20 protein-coding genes are annotated in these 23,213 nt (G+C 70.8%); 3 read left to right on the top strand and 17 right to left on the bottom strand.

Annotated elements, in window-relative coordinates; translation table 11 throughout:
• Nucleotides 1-40: 40 nt before the first annotated feature.
• From OG447_RS18545 to OG447_RS18490, 12 genes are all read right to left on the bottom strand, one after another.
• Nucleotides 41-2,464: a bifunctional (p)ppGpp synthetase/guanosine-3',5'-bis(diphosphate) 3'-pyrophosphohydrolase gene (locus tag OG447_RS18545; protein ID WP_266937884.1), complete on the bottom strand. Its 2,424-nt coding sequence runs from the start codon at nucleotides 2,462-2,464 to the stop codon at nucleotides 41-43.
• A 271-nt stretch (nucleotides 2,465-2,735) separates the two neighbouring features.
• On the bottom strand, nucleotides 2,736-3,290 hold the full coding sequence (locus OG447_RS18540; RefSeq protein WP_266937883.1) for an adenine phosphoribosyltransferase: 555 nt from the start codon (nucleotides 3,288-3,290) through the stop codon (nucleotides 2,736-2,738).
• Complete coding sequence (gene secF / locus OG447_RS18535; RefSeq protein WP_266937882.1) at nucleotides 3,287-4,351, bottom strand: protein translocase subunit SecF; 1,065 nt, start codon at nucleotides 4,349-4,351, stop codon at nucleotides 3,287-3,289. Before secF ends, OG447_RS18540 begins: the two co-directional genes overlap by 4 nt.
• Before the next feature lie 3 nt (nucleotides 4,352-4,354).
• Complete coding sequence (gene secD / locus OG447_RS18530; RefSeq protein ID WP_266937881.1) at nucleotides 4,355-6,130, bottom strand: protein translocase subunit SecD; 1,776 nt, start codon at nucleotides 6,128-6,130, stop codon at nucleotides 4,355-4,357.
• Between the two features lie 150 nt (nucleotides 6,131-6,280).
• Complete coding sequence (yajC, locus tag OG447_RS18525) at nucleotides 6,281-6,772, bottom strand: preprotein translocase subunit YajC (RefSeq protein ID WP_266937879.1); 492 nt, start codon at nucleotides 6,770-6,772, stop codon at nucleotides 6,281-6,283.
• A gap of 164 nt (nucleotides 6,773-6,936) precedes the next feature.
• Complete coding sequence (gene ruvB / locus OG447_RS18520) at nucleotides 6,937-8,010, bottom strand: Holliday junction branch migration DNA helicase RuvB (RefSeq protein WP_266937878.1); 1,074 nt, start codon at nucleotides 8,008-8,010, stop codon at nucleotides 6,937-6,939.
• 185 nt (nucleotides 8,011-8,195) lie between these two features.
• The gene (ruvA, locus tag OG447_RS18515; protein ID WP_266937877.1) at nucleotides 8,196-8,828 is read right to left on the bottom strand and encodes a Holliday junction branch migration protein RuvA; all 633 of its coding nucleotides are present in this window, start codon (nucleotides 8,826-8,828) and stop codon (nucleotides 8,196-8,198) included.
• Nucleotides 8,825-9,361 carry a crossover junction endodeoxyribonuclease RuvC gene (gene ruvC / locus OG447_RS18510; protein ID WP_266937876.1) on the bottom strand — a complete coding sequence of 179 codons (537 nt, stop codon included), beginning with the start codon at nucleotides 9,359-9,361 and terminating at the stop codon, nucleotides 8,825-8,827. The genes ruvA and ruvC overlap by 4 nt, the downstream gene beginning before the upstream one ends.
• A gap of 207 nt (nucleotides 9,362-9,568) precedes the next feature.
• A complete protein-coding gene (locus OG447_RS18505) occupies nucleotides 9,569-10,321 on the bottom strand; it encodes a YebC/PmpR family DNA-binding transcriptional regulator (protein ID WP_266937875.1) in 753 nt (250 codons plus the stop codon).
• Nucleotides 10,322-10,378: 57 nt separating this feature from the next.
• Complete coding sequence (gene pdxT, locus OG447_RS18500) at nucleotides 10,379-10,969, bottom strand: pyridoxal 5'-phosphate synthase glutaminase subunit PdxT (RefSeq protein ID WP_266937874.1); 591 nt, start codon at nucleotides 10,967-10,969, stop codon at nucleotides 10,379-10,381.
• An 8-nt stretch (nucleotides 10,970-10,977) separates the two neighbouring features.
• On the bottom strand, nucleotides 10,978-11,895 hold the full coding sequence (gene pdxS, locus OG447_RS18495) for a pyridoxal 5'-phosphate synthase lyase subunit PdxS (protein WP_266937873.1): 918 nt from the start codon (nucleotides 11,893-11,895) through the stop codon (nucleotides 10,978-10,980).
• Nucleotides 11,896-12,116: 221 nt separating this feature from the next.
• Nucleotides 12,117-12,659: a hypothetical protein gene (locus tag OG447_RS18490; protein ID WP_266937872.1), complete on the bottom strand. Its 543-nt coding sequence runs from the start codon at nucleotides 12,657-12,659 to the stop codon at nucleotides 12,117-12,119.
• 131 nt (nucleotides 12,660-12,790) lie between these two features.
• On the opposite strand from OG447_RS18490, the gene OG447_RS18485 reads away from it, so the two are divergent.
• Complete coding sequence (locus OG447_RS18485) at nucleotides 12,791-13,360, top strand: hypothetical protein (protein WP_266937871.1); 570 nt, start codon at nucleotides 12,791-12,793, stop codon at nucleotides 13,358-13,360.
• Nucleotides 13,361-13,375: 15 nt separating this feature from the next.
• Here OG447_RS18485 and OG447_RS18480 read toward each other — a convergent pair whose 3' ends face one another.
• Genes OG447_RS18480 through pgsA form a run of 3 tightly spaced genes read right to left on the bottom strand, consistent with a single transcriptional unit; the run spans nucleotide 13,376 to nucleotide 16,115 of the window.
• Complete coding sequence (locus tag OG447_RS18480) at nucleotides 13,376-14,539, bottom strand: glycosyltransferase family 4 protein (protein WP_266937870.1); 1,164 nt, start codon at nucleotides 14,537-14,539, stop codon at nucleotides 13,376-13,378.
• Entirely contained in the window at nucleotides 14,539-15,450 is a 912-nt protein-coding gene (locus OG447_RS18475) for a phosphatidylinositol mannoside acyltransferase (protein WP_266937869.1), read from the bottom strand. The genes OG447_RS18480 and OG447_RS18475 overlap by 1 nt, the downstream gene beginning before the upstream one ends.
• Nucleotides 15,450-16,115, bottom strand: coding sequence for a phosphatidylinositol phosphate synthase (gene pgsA, locus OG447_RS18470; protein WP_266937868.1), 666 nt, complete (start codon nucleotides 16,113-16,115; stop codon nucleotides 15,450-15,452). The genes OG447_RS18475 and pgsA overlap by 1 nt, the downstream gene beginning before the upstream one ends.
• Before the next feature lie 268 nt (nucleotides 16,116-16,383).
• Here pgsA and OG447_RS18465 point away from each other — a divergent pair, with 268 nt between their 5' ends.
• Both OG447_RS18465 and OG447_RS18460 read left to right on the top strand, forming a co-directional pair.
• Complete coding sequence (locus OG447_RS18465) at nucleotides 16,384-18,588, top strand: elongation factor G-like protein EF-G2 (protein WP_266937867.1); 2,205 nt, start codon at nucleotides 16,384-16,386, stop codon at nucleotides 18,586-18,588.
• A 162-nt stretch (nucleotides 18,589-18,750) separates the two neighbouring features.
• Nucleotides 18,751-20,418 (top strand): hypothetical protein, encoded by a 1,668-nt coding sequence (locus OG447_RS18460; protein ID WP_266937866.1) that lies wholly within the window; start codon nucleotides 18,751-18,753, stop codon nucleotides 20,416-20,418.
• Nucleotides 20,419-20,488: 70 nt separating this feature from the next.
• Here OG447_RS18460 and OG447_RS18455 read toward each other — a convergent pair whose 3' ends face one another.
• Nucleotides 20,489-21,049: an HIT domain-containing protein gene (locus OG447_RS18455; protein WP_266937864.1), complete on the bottom strand. Its 561-nt coding sequence runs from the start codon at nucleotides 21,047-21,049 to the stop codon at nucleotides 20,489-20,491.
• A gap of 97 nt (nucleotides 21,050-21,146) precedes the next feature.
• On the bottom strand, nucleotides 21,147-23,123 hold the full coding sequence (gene thrS / locus OG447_RS18450; RefSeq protein ID WP_266937863.1) for a threonine--tRNA ligase: 1,977 nt from the start codon (nucleotides 23,121-23,123) through the stop codon (nucleotides 21,147-21,149).
• Nucleotides 23,124-23,213: the final 90 nt, after the last annotated feature.

The raw sequence follows: 23,213 nt of genomic DNA, 5'->3' as shown, positions 1-23,213 counted from the left end.
CCGGGGCCCTTCTTCGCGTGGGCGTGGGCGGGGGCGGGGGCTAAGGCCTGCGGGCCGAGGTGACACGGTAGACGTCGTAGACGCCCTCGACGCCGCGGACGGCCTTCAGGACGTGCCCGAGGTGCTTCGGGTCGCCCATCTCGAAGGTGAACCGCGAGGTGGCCACCCGGTCGCGGGAGGTCTGCACGGCCGCCGACAGGATGTTCACGTGCTGGTCCGACAGGACCCGGGTGACGTCCGACAGCAGGCGGGACCGGTCCAGTGCCTCGACCTGGATGGCGACCAGGAAGACGGAGGACTGGGTGGGCGCCCACTCGACCTCCAGCATCCGCTCGGGCTGCTGGGAGAGGGAGTCCACGTTGACGCAGTCCGCGCGGTGAACCGATACGCCACTGCCCCGCGTGACGAACCCGATGATGGGGTCGCCCGGCACCGGGGTGCAGCAGCGGGCCAGCTTGACCCACACGTCGTCGACGCCCTTGACGACGACGCCCGGGTCGGCGTTCTTGCGGCGCTTGCTCCGGCCGTGGGCGGGCGGGATGGACTCCTCGATGTCCTCGTTGGCCGCCTCCTCGCCGCCGAGGGCCGCCACCAGCTTCTGTACGACGCCCTGCGCGGCCACGTGGCCCTCGCCGATCGCCGCGTACAGGGAGGAGATGTCGGGGTAGCGCATCTCGTGCGCGAGGGTGACGAGCGAGTCCCCGGTGAGGATGCGCTGGATCGGCAGGTTCTGCTTGCGCATGGCCCGCGCGATGGCGTCCTTGCCGTGCTCGATGGCCTCGTCGCGGCGCTCCTTGGAGAACCAGGCGCGGATCTTGTTGCGGGCCCGCGGGGACTTGACGAAGCCCAGCCAGTCGCGGGAGGGCCCGGCTCCCTCGGCCTTGGAGGTGAAGACCTCGACCAGGTCGCCGTTGTCGAGCGTGGACTCCAGCGGGACCAGGCGGCCGTTGACCCTGGCGCCTATCGTCCGGTGGCCGACCTCCGTGTGGACGGCGTACGCGAAGTCCACGGGGGTGGCGCCGGCGGGCAGCGCTATGACGTCGCCCTTGGGCGTGAAGACGAAGACCTCGTTGCGGGAGAGGTCGAAGCGCAGCGAGTCGAGGAACTCGCCGGGGTCCTCGGTCTCCTTCTGCCAGTCCAGGAGCTGGCGCAGCCAGGCCATGTCGTTGACGGTGTCCTGGCCGGCGGTGCCCTTGGCGGCCTGCGGGACGTCGGTACGGACCTTGGAGGTGCCGGCGACGGTCTGCTGCTTGTACTTCCAGTGCGCGGCGATGCCGTACTCGGCGCGGCGGTGCATGTCGAAGGTGCGGATCTGGAGTTCGACGGGCTTGCCGCTGGGCCCGATGACCGTCGTGTGGAGCGACTGGTACATGTTGAACTTGGGCATCGCGATGTAGTCCTTGAACCGGCCGGGGACCGGGTTCCATCGCGCGTGCACCGTGCCGAGGGCGGCGTAGCAGTCGCGGACCGTGTCGACGAGGACGCGGATGCCCACCAGGTCGTAGATCTCCGCGAAGTCGCGGCCGCGGACGATCATCTTTTGGTAGACGCTGTAGTAGTGCTTCGGGCGGCCCGTCACGGTGGCCTTGATCCGGGCGGCTCTGAGGTCGACCATCACCTCGTCGGTGACGACGGCGAGGTACTCGTCGCGCTTGGGTGCTCTTTCGGCCACCAGGCGGACGATCTCGTCGTACATCTTGGGGTAGAGGATCGCGAAGGCGAGGTCCTCCAGCTCCCACTTGATCGTGTTCATGCCGAGGCGGTGGGCCAGCGGCGCGTAGATCTCGAGGGTCTCGCGGGCCTTCTTCTCCTGCTTCTCCCGCTTGAGGTAGCGCATGGTGCGCATGTTGTGCAGCCGGTCGGCGAGCTTGATCACCAGGACGCGCGGGTCCTTGGCCATCGCGACGACCATCTTGCGGACGGTCTCGGCCTGGGCGGCCTCGCCGAACTTGACCCGGTCGAGCTTGGTGACGCCGTCGACGAGCAGGGCCACCGCGTCACCGAAGTCACGGCGCAGGTCTTCGAGCCCGTACTCGGTGTCCTCGACGGTGTCGTGCAGCAGACCGGCCATGAGCGTGGCCGGGTCCATGCCGAGCTCGGCGAGGATCGTGGTCACCGCGAGCGGGTGGGTGATGTACGGGTCGCCGCTCTTGCGCTTCTGGCCGCGGTGCCAGCGTTCGGCGACCTGGTAGGCCTGCTCCAGCTGGCGCAGCGTGGACGTCTCGATCTTCGGGTCGTTGCTGCGGACTATGCGGAGCAGGGGCTCCAGTACCGGGTTGTACGCGCTGGAACGCTGGACGCCGAGGCGGGCGAGGCGGGCGCGCACCCGGTTGGAGGACCCGGCCGATTTCGCCGGCACGGGCTTGACCGGCGGAGCCGGCGGGGGCGTGGCGGCGGGCGCCGCGGCCGGCTCGGCCTGCGGGTCGGGCTGCGCGGCGGAGATTGGCTGGACCTCGTCTGGCAAGAGCGCTCCTCAGCGGATCCGGTGCCCGTGTCCGGTCCGGATAACCCATCGTAGCGAGGGTTCCGCCCCCTCGTTCGCCGAGCCTCTCTCCCGTGCGGGTCCGCAGCTGGGGCTCCGCCCCAGACCCCGCTCCTCAAGCTGAAATATCCAGCCCCGCCGGCGTTTGAGGCGCGGGGGTCCGGGGGCAGAGCCCCCGGCAGCGGCGCCGCACGCGAAAGCGGCGGGCACCCGGGGCGAACCCGGATACCCGCCGCTCGCGGCATGCGAAGGGTCAGACCACGATCAGCGCGTCCAGCGGAGCCGCGCCCAACGCGTCGGCCAGCCGCAGGCGCCCCGGCAGGAACGACAGCTCCATCAGGACCGCCACGCCCGCGACCTCCGCCCCGGCCCGCCGGATCAGCGAGAGCGAGGCTTCGGCGGTGCCACCGGTGGCCAGTACGTCGTCGATGACCATGACCCGGTCACCGGCCGCCAGGTCCTCCGCGTGGACCTCGATCTCCGCGGTCCCGTACTCCAGCTCGTAGGACTGGGCGAGCGTCGCACCCGGCAGCTTCCCGGCCTTGCGCACCGGTACGAAGCCGATCCCGGCCTGTACGGCGACCGGGGCCGCGAGGATGAACCCCCGCGCCTCCAGCCCGACGATCTTCGTCGCCCCGTACCGCCCGGCCAGCTCCACCAGCGCGTCCGTGAGGGCCGCGAAGGCCTTCGGGTCCGCCAGCAGCGGGGTGATGTCCTTGAACATCACGCCCGGCTTCGGATAGTCCGGCACGTCCTTGATCCGGCTGAGCAGCAGCTCGCGTACGTCCTCGGACGGCAGCGCGGTCATCGGCGCCGCCCGGACCGGCCCTGGGACACGATCTGCGGCTCGTCGCCCTCGGTACCGGACTCGTAGCCCTCGTCCGGGGACTCGCCCCTCGCCGCCGCGGCCGCCCGCTTGGCGAGCACCCGCTTCTTCAGCGCCTTCATGGCGGGCTCGCGCTCCTTCAGGTCCACGACCAGCGGGGTCGCGATGAAGATCGAGGAGTACGCACCGGCCGCGAGGCCGACGAACAGCGACAGCGAGATGTCGTTGAGCATGCCCGCGCCCAGGAAGCCGCCGCCGATGAACAGCAGGGCCGCGACCGGGAGCAGCGCCACGATCGTGGTGTTGATCGAGCGGACCAGGGTGCCGTTGATGCTGCGGTTGGCGATCTCGCTGTACGTGAAGCGGGTCTGCTTCGTGATGTCCTTCGAGCCCTCCTTCAGACCGTCGAAGACGACGACGGTGTCGTAGAGGGAGTAACCGAGGATCGTCAGCAGACCGATGACCGTGCCCGGGGTGACCTCGAAGCCGACCAGCGCGTAGATGCCGACGGTGATGGTGAGGTCGTGGATCAGGGCGATCAGCGCCGCGACCGCCATCCGCCACTCGAAGGCGATGGCCAGGTAGATCACCACGAGGATCATGAAGATGCCAAGGCCGGTCCAGGCCTTGTTCGCGATCTGCTCGCCCCAGCTGGGGCCGACCAGGTCCGCGTTGATGTCCGCCTCCGCGACCTTCAGGTCGGTGGCGAGCTGCTTCTTCACGTCCGCGGCGGACTCGGTGTCCAGACCGGAGATCTGGATGCGCAGGCCGCCGGTGCCGAGCTCCTGGACGATCGCGTCGTGGCCCGAGGCCTCCTCCGCGTCCTCCGTCGCCGCGGCGACGGAGACGGCCGTCTTCGGGGTGGTGAAGACGGCACCGCCCTTGAACTCGATGCCCATGTTGAGGCCCTGAACGGCCAGGGCCACGATCGCCGTGATGGTGATCAGGATGGAAACGCCGTACCAGAGAAAGCGCTTGCCGACGAAGTCGTAGCCGACCTCACCGCGGTACAGCCTGGCGCCGAGATCTCCCAGCTTCGACATCTCTCACGCCTCCTTTGCGTCGACGGGGGCGGGTGCGGAACCGGTGCGGCGGGACCGGCGCAGCGGCGGCTTGGCGCCGAGCCGCTTCGGGTCCAGCCCGGACCACGGGTGACCGCTGGCGAAGAACTTCGTACGCGCCAGCAGCGTCATGATCGGCTTCGTGAAGAGGAACACCACGACCACGTCGAGCAGCGTGGTGAGACCCAGCGTGAAGGCGAAGCCCTGCACCTTGCCCACGGTGACGATGAACAGCACCGCGGCGGCCAGGAACGACACGAAGTCGGAGACGAGGATGGTGCGCCGGGCACGGGGCCAGGCACGCTCGACGGCCGGACGCAGGGTGCGGCCCTCGCGGATCTCGTCCCGGATGCGTTCGAAGTACACGATGAACGAGTCCGCCGTGATGCCGATCGCGACGATCGCACCGCAGACGGCGGGCAGGTTCAGCGCGAAGCCGATGCCCTTACCGAGGAGCGCCATGATCGTGTAGGTGAGGATCGCGGAGACCAGGAGGCTGACGATGGCGACGAACGCGAGACCGCGGTAGTACACCAGCAGGTAGATCACGACGAGGAGCAGGCCGATGGCTCCGGCGATCAGGCCGGCCTTCAGCTGCTCGCCGCCGAGCGCCGCGGTGACGGTGGTGACGCTGTCCTCCTGGAAGGACAGCGGCAGGGCGCCGTACGAGAGCATGTTGCCCAGGTCCTGCGCGGACTGCTGGGTGAAGCCACCGGAGATCTGGGCGTTGCCGCCCGTGATCGCGGAGCTGACGGAGGGGTCGGAGACGACCGAACCGTCGAGCACGATCGCGAACTGGTTCTGCGGCATCTGCTTCGCGGACAGCTCGCCGGTGACCTTGGCGAAGGCGTCGCTGCCCCGGTCGTTGAAGTCCATGGTGACGATCCACTGACCGGACTGCTGGTCGATGACGCCCTTGGCGCTCTTCACGTCCTTGCCCTCGACGGCGGCCGGACCGAGCACCCACTTGCCCCACGCGTCGCCGCGCTGGCCACAGGCGAGCGTCGGCTCCTCGGGCTTGACGCCCTTGCCGACGGCGGCGCGCTGCGCCTCGTCGGTGCAGTCGAGCGCGGCGAACTTGGCCTGGAGGGCGGCGGCAGCGGCCTCGTCACCCGTCGGGGGCGGGGTCGGGGTCGGCGCCTTGTCGTCTGCCTTCTTCGACTCGCTCGCCGAGGGCGAGGGAGTGGGGGCGTTCGGGGCCTTGAGGGCCTCACTGAGCGCGCGGCCCTGGGAAGTGGCGCTGGACGACGGGGTGGCCGAGGGAGAGGACTTGCCGTCCTCCGCCTTCGGAGCACCGGAACCGCTCGCGGAGGGGCTCGGGCTTCCCGAGGGCTCCGGGGCGACCGGGGCACCGTCCGCGAAGGCCAGGACGGGGCGGAAGTACAGCTGGGCGGTCGTGCCGACCTGCTCGCGCGCCTGCTTCTCGTTCATCCCCTTGGGGATGTTCACGATGATGTGGTCGCGGCCCTGGGTCTGGACCTCGGCCTCCGACACACCGAGACCGTTGACGCGGCGCTCGATGATGCCGACCGCCGTGTTCATGTTGGTCTCGTTGATCGCGTCCGGCTTGCCGGGCTCGCTCTTGGCCTTGAGCGTGATGCTCGTACCGCCGGCGAGGTCGATGCCGAGCCGGGGAGTCGTCTGCTTGGAGAGGAACATCCCCGCGGTGAGCGCCACCATCGCGATCAGGATGATCGCCAGGGCGCGCCCCGGCCTCCCCTGAGCCCCCGTGGGCCGCCGGCCCTTCTTCGGTGCTGCCACCTTGTCGTTTCTCCCTGTCCAACCGCCCCGCGCCGGGTCAGCGCGCGGACGGCCACGAAATGTGTGGTGGGGACCCCTGCCCCCCGCAGAAGTGTCACTGGCGGGACCGCGGCGGCCGCCGGTCAGGCGCCTCCGCGGTCCCGGCCGGCGCTACTTGGCGCCGGCCTCGCCGTCGGCCTTGCCGTCCTTCGGCTCGTCGCCGGGGCCGTTCTCGGAGCCGTCCTCGTCGGAGGCGTCCTTCTTGCCCAGGTCGAGCTTGGGGGACTCGTCCCCGTCCTTGGCCAGGTCCGTCTTCGGGGCCTCGGTCAGGGAGGAAGCGTCGTCCGGGACGACCGGCGTGTCGGTCGGCTCGTCGCTGACCACGCCGTGGACGATGCGGTTGTACTCCGCATCCTCGAGGACGGCACCGATGGCGTTCTTCGCGTAGATCGCGTGGACGCCGGGGGCCACCTCAAGGGTGACGGTGTCGTCACCGACCTCCTTCACCGTGGCGTACATGCCGCCGATGGTGCGGACGCCGGTGCCGGGCGTCATGTGGTCGCGCATCTGCGCGGCAGCCTGCTGCTTCTTCTTCGCGGAACGGGTCATCAGGAACATCGCCCCGATGAGCACGATGAACGGGAGGAGTGTCACGAGATTCACGGGACGGAGATCCTTCGCACGACCGCACGGGAGACGGCCTTTTTCTACGGGGGTGGGCACGCCGACCCGAAGGGTCGGCATCGGCGGAGTCTAGGCGAGTCCGCACCGATGGAACAACGCCCAGCATGGCACCGCAGTTCCTGACCGGTCGAACCTCCGCGCCGTCAGGCCCCGAACAAGCCCTGTTGTCCGCTTGATCCACTGCCGCCGTGCTGCGGCGGGACGAGCCCCAGGTGAGCCCATGCGGCGGGCGTCGCCACCCGCCCCCTCGGCGTCCGCGCGAGCAGGCCCTCGCGGACCAGGAAGGGCTCGGCGACCTCCTCCACGGTCTCCCGTTCCTCGCCGACGGCCACGGCGAGGGTCGAGAGCCCCACGGGCCCGCCGCCGAACAGCTTGAGCAGGGCCTCCAGCACGGCCCGGTCCAGCCGGTCGAGGCCGCGCGCGTCCACCTCGTACACCTGGAGGGCGGTGCCGGCCACCTCACGGTTGATCACGCCGTCGGCCCTGACCTGGGCGTAGTCGCGGACGCGGCGCAGCAGCCGGTTGGCGATGCGCGGGGTGCCCCGGGAGCGTCCGGCGATCTCGGCGGCCCCGGCGGTGTCGATCTCCACGTCGAGGAGGCGGGCGGAGCGGTGGATGACCCGCTCCAGCTCCTCGGGGGCGTAGAACTCCATGTGTCCGGTGAAGCCGAAGCGGTCGCGCAGCGGCGGGGGCAGCAGTCCGGCCCTGGTGGTGGCCCCCACCAGCGTGAACGGGGGCAGCTCCAGCGGGATCGCGGTGGCCCCCGGCCCCTTGCCGACGATCACGTCGACCCGGAAGTCCTCCATGGCCATGTACAGCATCTCCTCGGCGGGCCGGGACATGCGGTGGATCTCGTCGAGGAAGAGGACCTCGCCCTCCTGGAGGGAGGAGAGGATTGCGGCGAGGTCGCCCGCGTGCTGGATCGCCGGGCCGGAGGTGATGCGGATGGGCGCGCCCATCTCCGCCGCGATGATCATCGACAGCGTGGTCTTGCCGAGGCCGGGCGCGCCGGAGAGCAGGACGTGGTCCGCGGTGGCGCCTCGCTGGCGGGCCGCCTTGAGGACGAGGTCCAGCTGCTGGCGGACCTTCTCCTGGCCGACGAACTCGCCGAGGTCCTTGGGGCGCAGGGCCGCCTCCACGGCGGTGTCCTCGCCGTCCGCCGCGGCGCCGACGATACGTGCGTCGTCCTCGGCGGTGGTCTCGTCGTCCCAGTTCACGGTGTCAGTCTGCCTTCTGGTTTGTGCGGTGGTGTGTGCGCGGGCCGTGCACTGGGGCTCCGCCCCAGACCCCGCTCCTCAAACGCCGGAGGGGCTGGATCTGCCCGGCGTCAGCCGAACTCCAGCCTCGTCGGCGTTTGAGGCGCGGGGTCTGGGGCGGAGCCCCAGGAGGCGGGCCGCACCGGTCAGCGGGCTCGGTTGAGGGACTGGAGCGCGGCGCGCAGGAGCTGGGGGACCGGGGCCGAGCCGCCGGCGGCAATGGCGGCTTCGGCCTGCGGCGTCACCGCCGAGACGGCTTCGTCCGCCTCGCGCGACGCGTAGCCGAGCCCGATCAGGGCGGCGGCCAGCTGCTCCGTCCACGGCGCCGGCCCGGTGGCGACGGCCCGCTGCGCCCCGACGAGGCCGCTCGCGCCCAGGGGAGCCCCCAGCTTGTCCTTCAGCTCCAGGAGCAGCTTCTGGGCGCCCTTCTTGCCGATGCCCGGCACGGCCATCAGCGCCTTCTCGTCCCCGGTGGACACGGCGAGCCGCAGCGCGTCCGGGCTGTGCACCCCGAGCATGGCCTGCGCCAGCCTCGGCCCGACCCCGCTCGCGGTCTGGAGCAGCTCGAAGACCTGCCGCTCGTCGTCGTCGGCGAAGCCGTAGAGGGTCAGCGAGTCCTCGCGTACGACCAGGGAGGTGGCCAGCCGGGCCTGTTCGCCCGTCCGCAGGCCGGCGATGATGGTGGGCGTGCAGTGGACGGCCATGCCCACTCCCCCGACCTCGATCACGGCCAGGGTGGGGGCGAGCGCGGCGACCGGGCCGCTGACGAAGGCGATCATCGGGTACGGCCTTTCGAGCCTGAGGCGTGCAGGGCGACCGCCTGCTGGAGGCGGTTCTGGGCGGGGGCCCGCCAGATGTGGCAGATGGCGAGGGCGAGGGCGTCGGCGGCATCGGCCGGCTTGGGCGGCGCGGAAAGCCGCAGCAGCCGGGTCACCATCGCCCCGACCTGTGCCTTGTCGGCCCGGCCGCTGCCGGTGACGGCGGCCTTGACCTCGCTCGGGGTGTGCAGGGCGACGGGTATCCCCCGCCGCGCCGCGCACAGCATGGCAATGGCACTCGCCTGGGCGGTGCCCATCACGGTGCTGACGTTGTGCTGGCTGAACACCCGCTCCACGGCGACGACTTCGGGCCGGTGCGTGTCGAGCCATTCCTCGATGCCCTGCTCGATGGCGACGAGCCGGTGGCCCAACTCGGCGTCCGCGGGCGTCCGTACGACACCGACGCCGAGCATGGTCAGGGGGCGTCCGGCGACTCCCTCGACGACGCCGACGCCGCACCGCGTCAGCCCCGGGTCCACACCGAGTACGCGCACCGCAGCCCCCTCCCCCTCTTTGCGGCCGAACCGCCGCCGCTTTCGCGGACCTGGCTGATCGCCGTGAGGGTTACTCAATTGATGGTTGCGGTTCTCAGCGGGCGATCACTGACATCACGCGACAGGCTAGCCGGTGCCTCTGACAACGCGGCGGGCCGACGGGGTGTGTCCCCGTCGGCCCGCCGTCGTCAGTGCGTGGAGGCGCCGTTACGCGTCGACCTTCTCCATGACCTCGTCCGAGACGTCGAAGTTGGCGAAGACGTTCTGGACGTCGTCGCTGTCCTCCAGCGCGTCGATCAGCTTGAAGATCTTGCGCGCGCCCTCTTCGTCCAGCTCGACCTGCATGGTGGGCAGGAAGTTGGAGTCGGCCGAGTCGTAGTCGATGCCCGCCTCCTGGAGCGCGGTACGGACCGCGACCATGTCGGTGGCCTCGCTGATGATCTCGAAGGTCTCGCCGAGGTCGTTGACCTCTTCGGCGCCCGCCTCCAGCACCGTCTCCAGGACGTCGTCCTCGGAGAGCTCGCCCTTGGGCAGGAGGACGACACCCTTGCGGTTGAACAGGTACGAGACCGAGCCCGGGTCCGCCATGGAGCCGCCGTTGCGGGTCATGGCGACACGGACGTCGGAGGCGGCGCGGTTGCGGTTGTCGGTGAGGCACTCGATGAGCACCGCGACGCCGTTCGGGCCGTAGCCCTCGTACATGATCGTCTCGTAGTCGGCGCCGCCGGCCTCGAGGCCGCCGCCGCGCTTGACCGCGGAGTCGATGTTCTTGTTCGGGACCGAGCTCTTCTTGGCCTTCTGGATGGCGTCGAAGAGCGTCGGGTTGCCGTCGATGTCGGCGCCGCCCATACGGGCCGCGACCTCGATGTTCTTGATCAGCTTCGCGAAGAGCTTGCCGCGCTTGGCGTCAACCACGGCCTTCTTGTGCTTCGTCGTAGCCCATTTAGAGTGGCCGGACATCTGCCTGTCTCCTTCGCGTCACCAACAATGTTCGCCTCAGATCCTACCGGGACGCCGTTACAGCCCCGCGCGCACCATGTCGACGAAGTACGCGTGGACGCGGTCGTCTCCGGTCAGCTCGGGGTGGAACGAGGTGGCGAGGACATTGCCCTGGCGCACGGCGACCGTGTGGCCGTCGTACGTGGCGAGCACCTCGGCGGCGGCACCGACGGACTCGACCCACGGGGCGCGGATGAAGACGCCCTCGACGGGACCGCCCTCTATGCCCGCGAACTCGATCTTCGCCTCGAAGGACTCGTTCTGGCGGCCGAAGGCGTTGCGGCGGACGATCATGTCGATGCCGCCGAGCGTCTCCTGGTCCTCACGGCCGTCCAGGAGCTTGTCGGCGAGCATGATCATGCCGGCGCAGGTGCCGTACACGGGCATGCCGGCCCGCACGCGCTCGCGCAGCGGCTCCAGCATGCCGAACAGCACGGCGAGCTTCGACATGGTCGTGGACTCGCCGCCGGGGATCACCAGGGCGTCGACCTCGGCGAGCTCCTCGGGGCGCCGGACCGGCCTGGCCACGGCGTCCGCCGCGGCCAGGGCGATCAGGTGCTCCCGTACGTCGCCCTGGAGAGCCAGGACACCAATCACGGGGGTGCTCATGGTGACGACTACCAGCCGCGGTTGGCGTAGCGCTCGGCCTCGGGCAGGGTGTCGCAGTTGATGCCGACCATGGCCTCGCCCAGGTTGCGGGAGGCGTCCGCGATGATCTTCGGGTCGTCGTAGAAGGTGGTGGCCTTCACGATGGCGGCGGCGCGCTTGGCCGGGTCGCCGGACTTGAAGATGCCGGAGCCGACGAAGACGCCCTCGGCACCGAGCTGGCGCATCAGCGCGGCGTCGGCCGGGGTGGCCACGCCACCGGCGGAGAACAGCACGACCGGGAGCTTGCCGAGCTCGGCGACCTCCTTGACGAGCTCGTACGGGGCGCGCAGCTCCTTGGCGGCGGCGTACAGCTCGTTGTTGTCGTAGCCGCGAAGGCGGGCGATCTCGTTCTTGATCTGGCGCAGGTGACGGACGGCCTCGACCACGTTGCCGGTACCGGCCTCGCCCTTGGAGCGGATCATGGCCGCACCCTCGGCGATGCGGCGCAGGGCCTCGCCCAGGTTGGTGGCGCCACAGACGAAGGGGGTGGTGAACGCCCACTTGTCGGAGTGGTTGACCTCGTCGGCCGGGGTCAGGACCTCGGACTCGTCGATGTAGTCGACGCCGAGGGACTGCAAGACCTGGGCCTCGACGAAGTGCCCGATGCGGGACTTGGCCATGACCGGGATGGAGACGGCCTCGATGATCTCTTCGATCATGTTCGGGTCGGACATGCGGGCGACCCCGCCGTCCTTGCGGATGTCGGCCGGAACCCGCTCCAGGGCCATGACGGCCACGGCGCCGGCGTCCTCGGCGATCTTCGCCTGCTCGGCGTTGACCACGTCCATGATCACGCCGCCCTTGAGCTGCTCGGCCATGCCGCGCTTGACGCGCGAGGTGCCGATGGCCGACTCAGCGGACTGGGGGGAGGTGGGAAGCGTGCTCACGGATGACCTCACTCGAAGGGAACTCGAAAGGGAGACGGGTACTACTCGGCTGAGGAAACCCCACCGACCAGTCCACAGCAAGGGCCAATGTGGAGCCGGTGGCCTCTTCACTTGTCCCCCGCGGCACTGGACCGGCCCCTCGCAATCCGAACGGAAGCTCCTAGACGAGTGAGTCCGAAGTGGCGCCTGCGGGCGGACGACGCCACTTCGGACTGACTCGTCTAGACCGGGCGCTCGGCCAGGTCCGCCGGAGGCTCGTCGTCCATTTCGAAGGCGAGCGGGAAGGGGGCGTGTCCGGCCAGCCGGAACCAGCGCACCTTGCGGTGCCGGCGCAGGGCGCGGGCGGCCCGTACGGCGTCGTTGTGGAAGCGGCGTGCCATGGGCACCCGGCGGACGGCCGCGGCCAGCTCCTCGGTGGCCTCCGCCCCGCCGGGAGCCGCCTTGAGCACCTCGACCTGGTCCGTGTCGGCGAACACCGCCCGCAGCGCCTGGCTGAGCTCGCTCTCGGCGACCTCACGGTTCTCCTCCTCGGCCTGCCGGGCCGCGTGCGCGGCCTCGTACAGCACCAGGGAGGAGGCGGGGTCGAGCACCCCGGAGGCGGCGACCTCCACCACGACGGAGGCCCGCCGTACGAGCTGGGCGTCGAGCGCTGCCCGGGCGGCGTCCATCCGCGAGTGCAGCCGGTCGAGCCGGCCGGCGGTCCAGCTGAGGTAGACCCCGATGACTCCGAGAGCCAGGGCGATCCAGACAAGGGTTTCGATCACGCTGCGCGACCCTACCCGGTGGGACGGACCGCCCGCTCGACCCTGCCCGCGCGGACCGCGGGCCCGACCGGCAAGATCCGAAAGGGACCGCCTAGTCTGCGCACCCGATGGCCACCCGGGGGAAGTGGACGATGACACGCATACGCGGGCCGCTGGCCCTGTTCCTGCTGCTGACCGCCATGGCCTGCCTCACGGTCGGGGCGATGGGCTCGGCCGACGGCGCGCTGGTCCTGGCGGCCGAGGCGACCGGGCACCCGCTGCTGCTCGGCTGGCTGTCCCTGGGCACGCTGGGCGGAGCCGCCCTGCTCGGCCTGCGCGCGGGCGGGCCGCGCCGGGGCGCGATCGTCGCCCTTGGTGTGACGGCGGTCCTGCTGGCGTTCGCCTCTCCGTTCCTCCTGCTGCTCGGCGGGGCCGGGGAGGAGAGCCTGCGCCTGTCCGCGCCGGGCCGCGACGACCGGCGGCTGGTCGTCGCGGAGGGCGCCGTGATCGACCCGGTCTGGTACGTCTACGTCCACCAGGGGACCTGGCCCCTGGAACGCCGCTGGCGGGTCGGCTCCTTCGACGGCGACGCCGGGGAACTGCGCGAGGCCGTGTGGACGGCGCCCGACCGGATCCGGGTGACGACCGCGGACGGCACGGTCCATGAGGTGGCCGTCACCCCCGGCGGGCGACCCGGTGGACCTTTCCGGTCACAGCACTAGGGGGTGTCCGGTGGCTCAGGCGTCCCGGGAGAAGCCGAGGCGGGTGCGGAGCGGCACGCGTTCGTCGGCGGCCACCGCCGCCGCGCCGTCCGTGACGGTCTCGTAGACGGCCAGGATGTCCGCCCCGACCGTGGACCAGTCGAAGCGGCGCACGTGCGCCGAGCCGCGCGCGCTCAGTTCCGTCCGCCGGGCCGGGTCGCGCAGCAGACCGATGGCCGCCGCCGCCAGCGCGTCGGGGTCCTCGTTCGTGAAGAGTTCGCCCGCCCCGCCCTGGTCGAGCACCTGGGCGAAGGCGTCCAGGTCCGAGGCCAGTACCGTCGCGCCCGCCGACAGGGCCTCGACGAGGATGATGCCGAAGCTCTCGCCGCCCGTGTTCGGGGCGACGTACACGTCCACGCTGCGCAGCAGCCGTGCCTTGTCCTCGTCCGAGACCATGCCAAGGAACTCGACCCGGGAGCGGAGGTCCACCGGGAGGGAGGCCGCCGCCTCCTCCTCGTCACCGCGGCCCGCTACCAGCAGCCGTACCTCCGGGCAGGCCTCCACGATCTTCGGGAAGGCCGCCATCAGCACCGGCAGGCCCTTGCGCGGCTCGTCGATGCGGCCGATGAAGCCGAGCGTCTGCCCGCCCCACTCCGCCTTGGGCTCGGCCGACGCGAAGAATCCCACGTCCACGCCGTTCGGGATCACCACTGCGTCCCCGCCGAGGTGCTCCACCAGCGTGCGCCGCGCGTACTCGCTCACGGCGATCCGCGCGCTGATCTTCTCCAGCGCCGGCTGGAGGATCGGGTACGCGGCGATCATCGCCCGCGACCTCGGGTTCGAGGTGTGGAAGGTGGCCACGATCGGCCCCTGCGCCGCCCAGCAGGACAGCAGCCCCAGCGAGGGCGCGGCGGGCTCGTGGATGTGGATCACGTCGAAGGTGCCGTCGTGCAGCCAGCGCCGCACCCTGGCCGCCGAGAGGAAGCCGAAGTTCAGCCGGGCCACCGAGCCGTTGTACGGCACCGGCACCGCCCGCCCCGCCGAGACCACGTACGGCGGCAGCGGGGTCTCGTCGTCCGCCGGGGCCAGTACCGACACCTCGTGGCCGAGCCGGATCAGGTGCTCCGCCAGGTCCCGGATGTGGAACTGGACGCCGCCGGGCACGTCCCACGAGTACGGGCACACGATGCCGATCTTCACTACGGGCGCTCCCCCTGGTCGGTCAGATCGTCCAGCCACAGCCGCTGCAGCATGTGCCAGTCCTCCGGGTGCTCGGCGATGCCCCACGCGAAGGCGTCCGCGACGGCCTGGGTCATGACCGTGGTCTTCTCGGTCCGGGTACCGGTCTTCGGCACCTCCACCTCGGGGTGGATGCGGCCGTACATCTTCGGCGTGTCCCCGTAGTAGAGGGTCGCCGGGAGCAGGACCGCCCCCGTCTGCTGGGCCAGCAGCGCCGGCCCGGCCGGCATGCGCGCCGTGGAGCCGAAGAAGTCCACCTCGACCCCGGAGGCCGACAGGTCCCGGTCCGCGACCAGGCAGACCAGGCCGCCGGAGCGGAGCCTGCGGGCGAGGGTGCCGAAGGCGGCGCCCCCGCTGTGCGGCAGCACCTCCATGCCCAGGCTCTCGCGGTAGGCCACGAAGCGGTCGTAGAGGCTCTCGGGCTTGAGCCGCTCGGCGACCGTGGTGAACGGCACGCCGATGTGGCCGATGGCCCAGGCCCCGGCGAGGTCCCAGTTGGCCAGGTGCGGCAGGGCGACGACGACCCCGCGCCCGGAGGCCAGGGCCTCGCGCAGGATGTGGTCGTCCTTCATCTCGACGTCCACGCCGAACCGCCGCGGGTCCATGGTCGGCAGCCGGAAGGACTCCATCCAGTACCGCATGTACGAGCGCATGCCCGCCTGCGACAGCTCGCGCAGCCGCTCCGGACCCGCGTCCGGCACCACCCGGGCCAGATTGGACTCCAGCCGCAGCACGCTCTTGCCGCGCCGCTTCCACGCGAAGTCGGCGATCCGGCGGCCGAGGGCCACCGCCGCGGGCTCGGGGAGCTTCTTGACGCCGGCCCAGCCGAGCCCGTAGAGCCCGTCGACCAGCTTGTCCTGTGCCTTGCCCATCAGGCGGCGCCCCCTTCGGCGGCGGCCGCGGCCGCGTCGGCCTCGGCCGACTCACGTCGTACGGTGACCACCCGCTGGATCAGCGTGACCAGCGAGCCGACCGCCACGATCCACAGGGCGATCGGCAGGAGCACCCCGATCCAGGACGGCACCCCGAAGGTCTGGAGCCCGGACAGGCCGGCCGCGACCAGCGAGATCACCAGCCGCTCGGCCCGCTCGATGAGCCCGTTGACGGCCACCGGCAGCCCGATCGACTCCCCGCGCGCCTTCGTGTACGAGACCACCTGGCCGCTGGCCAGGCAGAAGATCGTCACCGCGCAGAGCACGTTGTCGTTGCCGGAGCCGGCGTACCAGAGTGCGAGTCCTCCGAAGATCGCCGCGTCGGCCACCCGGTCGAGGGTGGAGTCGAGGAAGGCCCCCCACCGGCTGGAGACACCGGCCTGGCGGGCCATGTTCCCGTCCACCAGGTCGGAGAAGACGAAGAGGGTGATGGTGATCGTGCCCCAGAAGAACTCGCCCCGGGGGAAGAAGACCAGCGCTCCCGCCACCACTCCGGCCGTGCCGATCAGGGTGACCGCGTCCGGGCTCACCCCCCGCCGGAGCAGAAATGCGGCGAATGGCGTGAGAACACGCGTGAAGAATGCACGCGCGTACTTGTTCAGCATGGCCTTCCCGGAGGGTCGCTGGGCCGCACGGCCACCACGGCCACCGGCTGGCCCATCGTAGCCAGCACGCCGCCGCCCGGACGCCGCGCACCCACCGGTTCGTGCCGCGTAAGACGTACTTCACGTCACGGACCGCCCCCGGGCGGTCTCCGGTACGCCACCGGTACGACGTATGGACGCGGTGTGACACCAGTGCAAAGCTCAAAGAACCGCGTATTCCTCTTCGACGGAACCCTCCTCACCGTCACCACCGGGAGGCACGAGAACCATGGGAGCCACATCTCACCAAGCCGGAGCCGCCGGCAGGGCACTGACGGCCGACCGACCGTCCTCCGTACGGAACGTCGTGCTGGTCGGCCACAGCGGATCCGGCAAGACCACGCTGGTCGAGGCCCTCGCCCTGACCGCGGGCGCGGTCAACCGGGCGGGCCGGGTCGAGGACGGCGCCACCGTCTCGGACTACGACGAGATCGAGCACCGGCGACAGCGCTCCGTCCAGCTCTCCCTCGTCCCCGTCGAATGGGGCGGAATCAAGATCAACATTCTGGACACCCCCGGATACGCCGACTTCGTCGGGGAACTCAGGGCCGGTCTGCGCGCAGCGGACGCGGCCCTTTTCGTCGTCTCGGCCGCGGACGGCGCCGAAGGCCTCTCCGGGGCCACCCGCATGGTCTGGGACGAGTGCGAGGCCGTCGGCATGCCCCGTGCCATCGTCGTCACCCACCTGGAGGCGGCCCGCGCCGACTACACCCAGATGGCCACCGTCTGCGGCGAGATCTTCGGCGCGGAGGACCCCGACGCCGTCGTCCCGCTGTACCTCCCCCTGCACGGACCGGCCGCCGCCGACGGCCACTCCCCCGTCACCGGCCTGCTCGGCCTGCTCTCCCAGCGGGTCTACGAGTACGCCTCCGGGGAACGCACCGAACGCGAACCGGACCCCGCGGAGCTCGACCTCATCACCGCCGCCCGGTCCCGCCTCATCGAGGGGATCATCGCCGAGAGCGAGGACGAGGGCCTCATGGACCGCTACCTCGGCGGCGAGGACATCGACCTCAAGACCCTCGTCGACGACCTGGAGCGCGCCGTCGCCCGCGGCACCTTCCACCCCGTCCTGATGGCCGCACCCGCCACCGACGGGGCCCGTCAGGGCCTCGGCACCGTGGAACTCCTCGAACTGGTCACCGGCGGCTTCCCCACCCCGCTGGAACGCGCCCCCGTCACCGTCACCGCCCCCGACGGCGCCGCCCGCCCCGAAGTCACCTGCGACCCCGACGGCCCCCTGCTCGCCGAGGTCGTCAAGACCTCCTCCGACCCCTACGTCGGCCGCGTCTCCCTCGTCCGCGTCTTCTCCGGCACCCTGCGCCCCGAGGAGACCGTCCACGTCTCCGGGCACGGGCTCGCCGACCGCGGGCACGAGGACCACGATGTCGACGAGCGGATCGGCGCCCTCAGCTCTCCCTTCGGCAAACAGCAGCGCACCCTCACCCGGTGCATCGCCGGCGACCTCGCCTGCGTGGCCAAACTCACCCGCGCCGAGACGGGCGACACCCTCTCCGCCAAGGACGACCCGCTCCTGATGGAGCCCTGGACCATGCCCGACCCGCTGCTCCCCCTCGCCATCGAGGCCCACAGCAAGGCCGACGAGGACAAGCTCTCCCAGGGCCTGGCCCGGCTGGTCGCCGAGGACCCCACCATGCGGCTGGAGCAGAACCCGCACACCCACCAGGTCGTCCTGTGGTGCCTCGGCGAGGCCCACCAGGACGTCGCCCTGGAGCGGCTGCGCACCCGCTACGGGGTCCAGGTGGACCCCGTACCGCACAAGGTGAGCCTGCGCGAGACCTTCGGCGCCAAGGCCGCCGGACGCGGCCGCCACGTCAAACAGTCCGGCGGCCACGGCCAGTTCGCGATCTGCGAGATCGAGGTCGAGCCGCTCCCGCCCGGCAGCGGAGTCGAGTTCGTCGACAAGGTCGTCGGCGGCTCCGTGCCCCGGCAGTTCATCCCGTCCGTGGAGAAGGGCGTACGCGCCCAGGCCGCCCGCGGGGTCTCGGCCGGCTACCCGCTGGTCGACGTGCGCATCACCCTCCTCGACGGCAAGGCCCACTCGGTGGACTCCTCCGACGCCGCCTTCCAGACCGCAGGCGCCCTCGCCCTGCGCGAGGCCGCCGCCGAGGCCGCCATCCACCTCCTCGAACCCGTCGCCGAGCTCTCCGTCCTGGTGCCCGACGAGTACGTCGGCCCCGTCATGAGCGACCTCGCCGGCCGCCGCGGCCGCGTCGTGGGCACCGAGCAGGCCGGATCCGGGCGGACCCGGGTCCGGGCCGAGATCCCCGAGATCGAGATCGGCCGCTACGCCATCGAGCTGCGCTCCGTCTCGCACGGCACCGGCCGCTTCGCCCGGTCCTACGCCCGCCACGAGCCGATGCCCCCTCAGGTCGCGGAGAAGGTGCGCGAACAGGCGGAGAAAGGAAGCTAGTTGGCATAGCCGTACGGAGGCCGCCGAGGGGGCGGCGGCCGCCGCCCACCCAACCAGCTTGCGGTGGGCGGCATTTCCCTGTCCCATGACCATGGGGCGGGATCCGCCGATAGGCTCATCGGCGCACCAAAAGAGCACGAACGCACAGCGATGGGGGCAGCGGTGGCGGACGACGGATTCGACTTCAGGCCCGGGGCGCAGATTCCGCTCCAGGGGGGCGGCGGCCAGACTGCGGCGACCAACGCATTGGCCTCGGCTGCGTACCGCGACGGCGGGAAGGACACCAAACTGGCGAAGATCCTCGATGCCAACAGCGCGAACCACCCCGCCACGGTCAAGCCCCCGAAGATCTCCCTCTTCGAGCCCAACCTCGGCGAGGCCTTCTGCCGCGCCGTCGAGGCCCGCACCCTCGGCTCCGGCCGCAAGCCGCTCATCCAGTCCTTCGGCTCCGACCCGCAGACCGTCGTGGAGCACTGCCTGGCCGCCTCCCGCATCCGCAAGGAGCGCGACGGCAAGCTCCGCCTGATCGTGCTCGTCTGCGGTGTGGTCTTCCTCCCCGGCCTGCTGCTGTGGCTGGGCCTGTTCCAGCTCCGCAAGAGCCTGGCCTCCTCCGAGAAGAAGAACGCGTCCTGGCTCGGCACCGCGGTCCTGGTCGGCGTGGGCGTCGTGGCGGCCGTTCTGATGTTCAGGCTGCCGTTCACCGGCTTCCTCGGCCTCTACCTGCGCGGCATGATCATCGCCCCGGCCCTGGGCTGGCTGCTCGCCCGCCGGATCTGCGAGTCCACCGCCGCCGACCTGCGCGCCCGCTGGGACGGGCTGCTGGCCGGTGACGGGATCGGCGCCAAGATCCCGGAGGCGGTACCCGGCAACCCGGACGAGAAGGCCCGCGAGGACCTGCGCCACCAGCTCGCCAAGCTGACCGCCGAGGACCGCAGCAACCACGTCTTCTACGCGGGCCCCAAGGGCATACTCGGCATGGGCACCCGCTGGGGCAGCTGGCAGATGGCCGAAGAGCTCGTCCCCAAGACCGAGGGCGCCGAGATCCACCCCTTCCGCAGCTGGGACGTCATACGCGCGATCGACACCCAGCTGCGCAAGCTGGAACGCGGCCCCCTGCACACCGGCGGCTTCCCGGCGGCCGCCCTCCAGCACTGGATCGTCACCCCGATCGGCGAGGGCGCCGGCGAGGTGGCCCGCCCCACCGGCGAGAACACCGACAACTTCCTGATCAAGCCGCACGAGATCACCCGGATCTGCAACGAGCAGCAGTTCAGCGCCGGCAACCGGCACTACCTGGGCATCCAGTACCCGCTCTGGGACGGCCAGCTCGTCATCAACATGCTGGTCACCGTCACCGTGCTCTACAAGACGCTGCGGGTGGACGTCACCGCGCACGCCCTGGGCCCCGTACACGGCCTGTTCACCACGAAGTCCGCGGCCCCGGTGGTGGAGGTGCCCAAGAGCATCCGCTTCTGGGAGACCGTGGAGCGCCGGCTGCCGCTGGTGGACGCGCAGGAGGTCGTACGCCTCGCCGTACGGGCCCCGCTGAGCTGGTTCCCGCCGATCCTCGACTTCTTCGGCGGCAAGCTGGTCCTGCCCGAGCCGTTCGGCCTGCGCCACGTGTGGGCCGGCTCGATGTGGCGCCACCGCTTCATGGCGGACGACGCGCTGCGCACCGTGGCCCCGGTCCTGAGGTCGGTGCACGCCGCCACCTTCAAGGTCCTGGAGGAGAACGGCGTCGACACCGACCGCTTCACCAACCGGTCCTCGATCATGAGCGGCCTCATCCAGGAGCCCTCACCGCGCAAGGCGGACGTGTACGACGCTTAGCAGGACCCGCCCGGCCGGTCAGGCCGGGCGGCCCGGCCCGGCCCGGGGCAGTGCGCGGGCCGGGCGTCCGTCAGTCCGTGGGCCAGGAGTCCGCGAGCATCTGCCGCGTGTCCGCGAGCAGTTGGGGCAGCACCTTGGTGTGGCCGACCACCGGCATGAAGTTCGTGTCCCCGCCCCAGCGGGGCACGATGTGCTGGTGCAGGTGCGCGGCGATGCCCGCGCCGGCGGCCGCGCCCTGGTTCATGCCGATGTTGAAACCGTGCGCCCCGGACGCCTTGCGCAGCGCGACCATGGCCCGCTTGGTGAGGTCCGCCAGCTCGGCCGTCTCGGGGCCGTCGAGCTCGGTGTAGTCGGCGACGTGCCGGTACGGGACGACCATCAGATGCCCGCCGTTGTACGGGTACAGGTTCAGCACGGCGTACACGTGCTTGCCCCGGGCCACCACCAGGCCGTCCTGGTCGGTCATCTCCGGAATCCCGCAGAAGGGACAGCCGTCCCCGGCCTCCGGGCCGGTCGGCTTGTTCTCCCCCTGGATGTACGCCATCCGGTGGGGCGTCCACAGCCGCTGGAACGCGTCCTGCGTGCCCACACCGATCTGCTGCTCCGGCTGAATCGTCATGGCATGCAGCATATGACCTCGCCTGCGCGTACGAGGAAGGCCCCCGGAAAGCGATCACTTTCCGGGGGCCCTCGGTACGGCTCGGTACGGCTAGGCCGCGCGTCCGGGATCAGACCTGGACGCGGTCCTCGACGACCTTGACCAGCTTCGCCAGCGCCTGGTCACGCGGAACGCCGTTCTCCTGCGAACCGTCGCGGTAGCGGAAGGAGACCGTGCCCGCGGCCATGTCCTCGTCGCCGACGATGATCATGAAAGGGACCTTGAGCTTCTGGTGGTTGCGGATCTTCTTCTGCATGCGGTCGGAGGAGGCGTCCACCTCGACCCGCAGACCCTTCTTCTTCGCCTCGGCGGCGAACTCCTGGAGGTACTCCACGTGCCCGTCGCCGATCGGGATGCCGACCGCCTGGACCGGGGCGAGCCACGGCGGCATGGCGCCCGCGTAGTGCTCCAGCAGCACCGCGAAGAACCGCTCGATGGAGCCGAACAGCGCGCGGTGGATCATGACCGGGCGCTGGCGGGAGCCGTCCGGGCCGGTGTACTCCAGGTCGAAGCGCTCCGGCAGGTTGAAGTCGAGCTGGACGGTCGACATCTGCCAGGTGCGGCCGATGGCGTCCCGCGCCTGCACGGAGATCTTCGGGCCGTAGAAGGCCGCGCCGCCCGGGTCGGGGGTCAGCGGGAGGCCCTGCTTCTCGGCGACCTGCTGGAGGACGGCGGTGGCCTCTTCCCAGACCTCGTCCGAGCCGACGAACTTCTCCGGGTCCTTGGTCGACAGCTCGAGGTAGAAGTCGGTCAGACCGTAGTCGCGCAGCAGGTTCAGCACGAAGGTGAGCGTGCGGTCGAGCTCCTCCGCCATCTGCTCACGGGTGCAGTAGATGTGCGCGTCGTCCTGGGTGAAGCCCCGGGCGCGGGTCAGGCCGTGCACGACGCCCGACTTCTCGTACCGGTACACGGTGCCGAACTCGAACAGGCGCAGCGGCAGCTCGCGGTAGGAGCGGCCGCGCGCGTCGAAGATCAGGTTGTGCATCGGGCAGTTCATGGGCTTGAGGTAGTAGTCGGTACCACCGTCGAGCTGCATGGGGGGGTACATGCCCTCCGCGTACCAGTCCAGGTGCCCGCTCTTCTCGAAGAGGGCGCCCTTGGTGGCGTGCGGGGAGTAGACGAACTCGTAGCCCTCCTCCTCGTGCCGGCGGCGCGAGTAGTCCTCCATGACCCGGCGGATGATGCCGCCGCGGGGGTGGAAGACGGCGAGGCCGGAGCCGATCTCGTCCGGGATGGAGAAGAGGTCCAGCTCGTTGCCGAGCTTGCGGTGATCGCGCTTCTCGGCCTCGGCGAGGAAGTCGAGGTGCGCCTTCAGCTCCTCCTTCGAGGGCCACGCGGTGCCGTAGATGCGCTGGAGCATCGGGTTCTTCTCGCTGCCGCGCCAGTAGGCGGCCGCGTTGCGCATCAGCTTGAAGGCCGGGATGTTGCGGGTGGTGGGCAGGTGGGGGCCGCGGCAGAGGTCCTTCCAGCACAGCTCGCCGGTCTTCGCGTCGAGGTTGTCGTAGATGGTCAGCTCGCCGCCGCCCACCTCGACGTTCGCGCCGTCGTCGGTCGAGGCCGAACCCTTGATGCCGATGAGCTCCAGCTTGTACGGCTCGTCGGCGAGCTCCTCGCGGGCCGCCTCGTCGGAGACCACGCGGCGGGCGAACTTCTGCCCGCGCTTCTGGATCTCCTGCATCTTCTTCTCGATGACCTTGAGGTCCTCGGGAGTGAAGGGCTTCGCCACGTCGAAGTCGTAGTAGAAGCCGTTCTGGACCGGCGGGCCGATGCCCAGCTTGGCCTCGGGGAAGAGCTCCTGCACGGCCTGCGCCATGACGTGCGCGGTCGAGTGCCGCAGGATGTTGAGGCCGTCCTCGGAGGAGATCTCCACCGGCTCGACGGTCTCGCCGTCCTTCACCTCGTAGCTGAGGTCCTTCAGCTCACCTGCGACGCGCGCGGCCACGATGGTGCGCTCGCCGGCGAAGAGCTCGGCCGCCGTAGTGCCCGTGGCCACCACGCGCTCGTCCCGCTCGGAATCGCGTTGGATGATCACACGGACGTCTGACACCGGTCTCTCCTGACTCAGGGGGTGCGCGAGCGAACACTGCGCGCCTGAATCGTACCGAGCGGAGTGGCCGCGCCGCTAAACGGTTACCAG

Source organism: Streptomyces sp. NBC_01408 (genome assembly GCF_026340255.1).
Classification (GTDB): domain Bacteria; phylum Actinomycetota; class Actinomycetes; order Streptomycetales; family Streptomycetaceae; genus Streptomyces.
This window is presented reverse-complemented; position numbering and strand designations above follow the sequence as displayed.

What these genes read in the sequence shown, in the direction of transcription:
- secF (WP_266937882.1), bottom strand. Translation starts at nt 4,351, where the DNA reads ATGTCGAAGCTGGGAGATCTCGGCGCCAGGCTGTACCGCGGTGAGGTC.
- OG447_RS18465 (WP_266937867.1), top strand. Translation starts at nt 16,384, where the DNA reads ATGGGAGCCACATCTCACCAAGCCGGAGCCGCCGGCAGGGCACTGACG.
- OG447_RS18455 (WP_266937864.1), bottom strand. Translation starts at nt 21,049, where the DNA reads ATGCTGCATGCCATGACGATTCAGCCGGAGCAGCAGATCGGTGTGGGC.
- pgsA (WP_266937868.1), bottom strand. Translation starts at nt 16,115, where the DNA reads ATGCTGAACAAGTACGCGCGTGCATTCTTCACGCGTGTTCTCACGCCA.
- OG447_RS18485 (WP_266937871.1), top strand. Translation starts at nt 12,791, where the DNA reads ATGACACGCATACGCGGGCCGCTGGCCCTGTTCCTGCTGCTGACCGCC.
- OG447_RS18540 (WP_266937883.1), bottom strand. Translation starts at nt 3,290, where the DNA reads ATGACCGCGCTGCCGTCCGAGGACGTACGCGAGCTGCTGCTCAGCCGG.
- pdxT (WP_266937874.1), bottom strand. Translation starts at nt 10,969, where the DNA reads ATGAGCACCCCCGTGATTGGTGTCCTGGCTCTCCAGGGCGACGTACGG.
- ruvA (WP_266937877.1), bottom strand. Translation starts at nt 8,828, where the DNA reads ATGATCGCCTTCGTCAGCGGCCCGGTCGCCGCGCTCGCCCCCACCCTG.
- OG447_RS18505 (WP_266937875.1), bottom strand. Translation starts at nt 10,321, where the DNA reads ATGTCCGGCCACTCTAAATGGGCTACGACGAAGCACAAGAAGGCCGTG.
- OG447_RS18475 (WP_266937869.1), bottom strand. Translation starts at nt 15,450, where the DNA reads ATGGGCAAGGCACAGGACAAGCTGGTCGACGGGCTCTACGGGCTCGGC.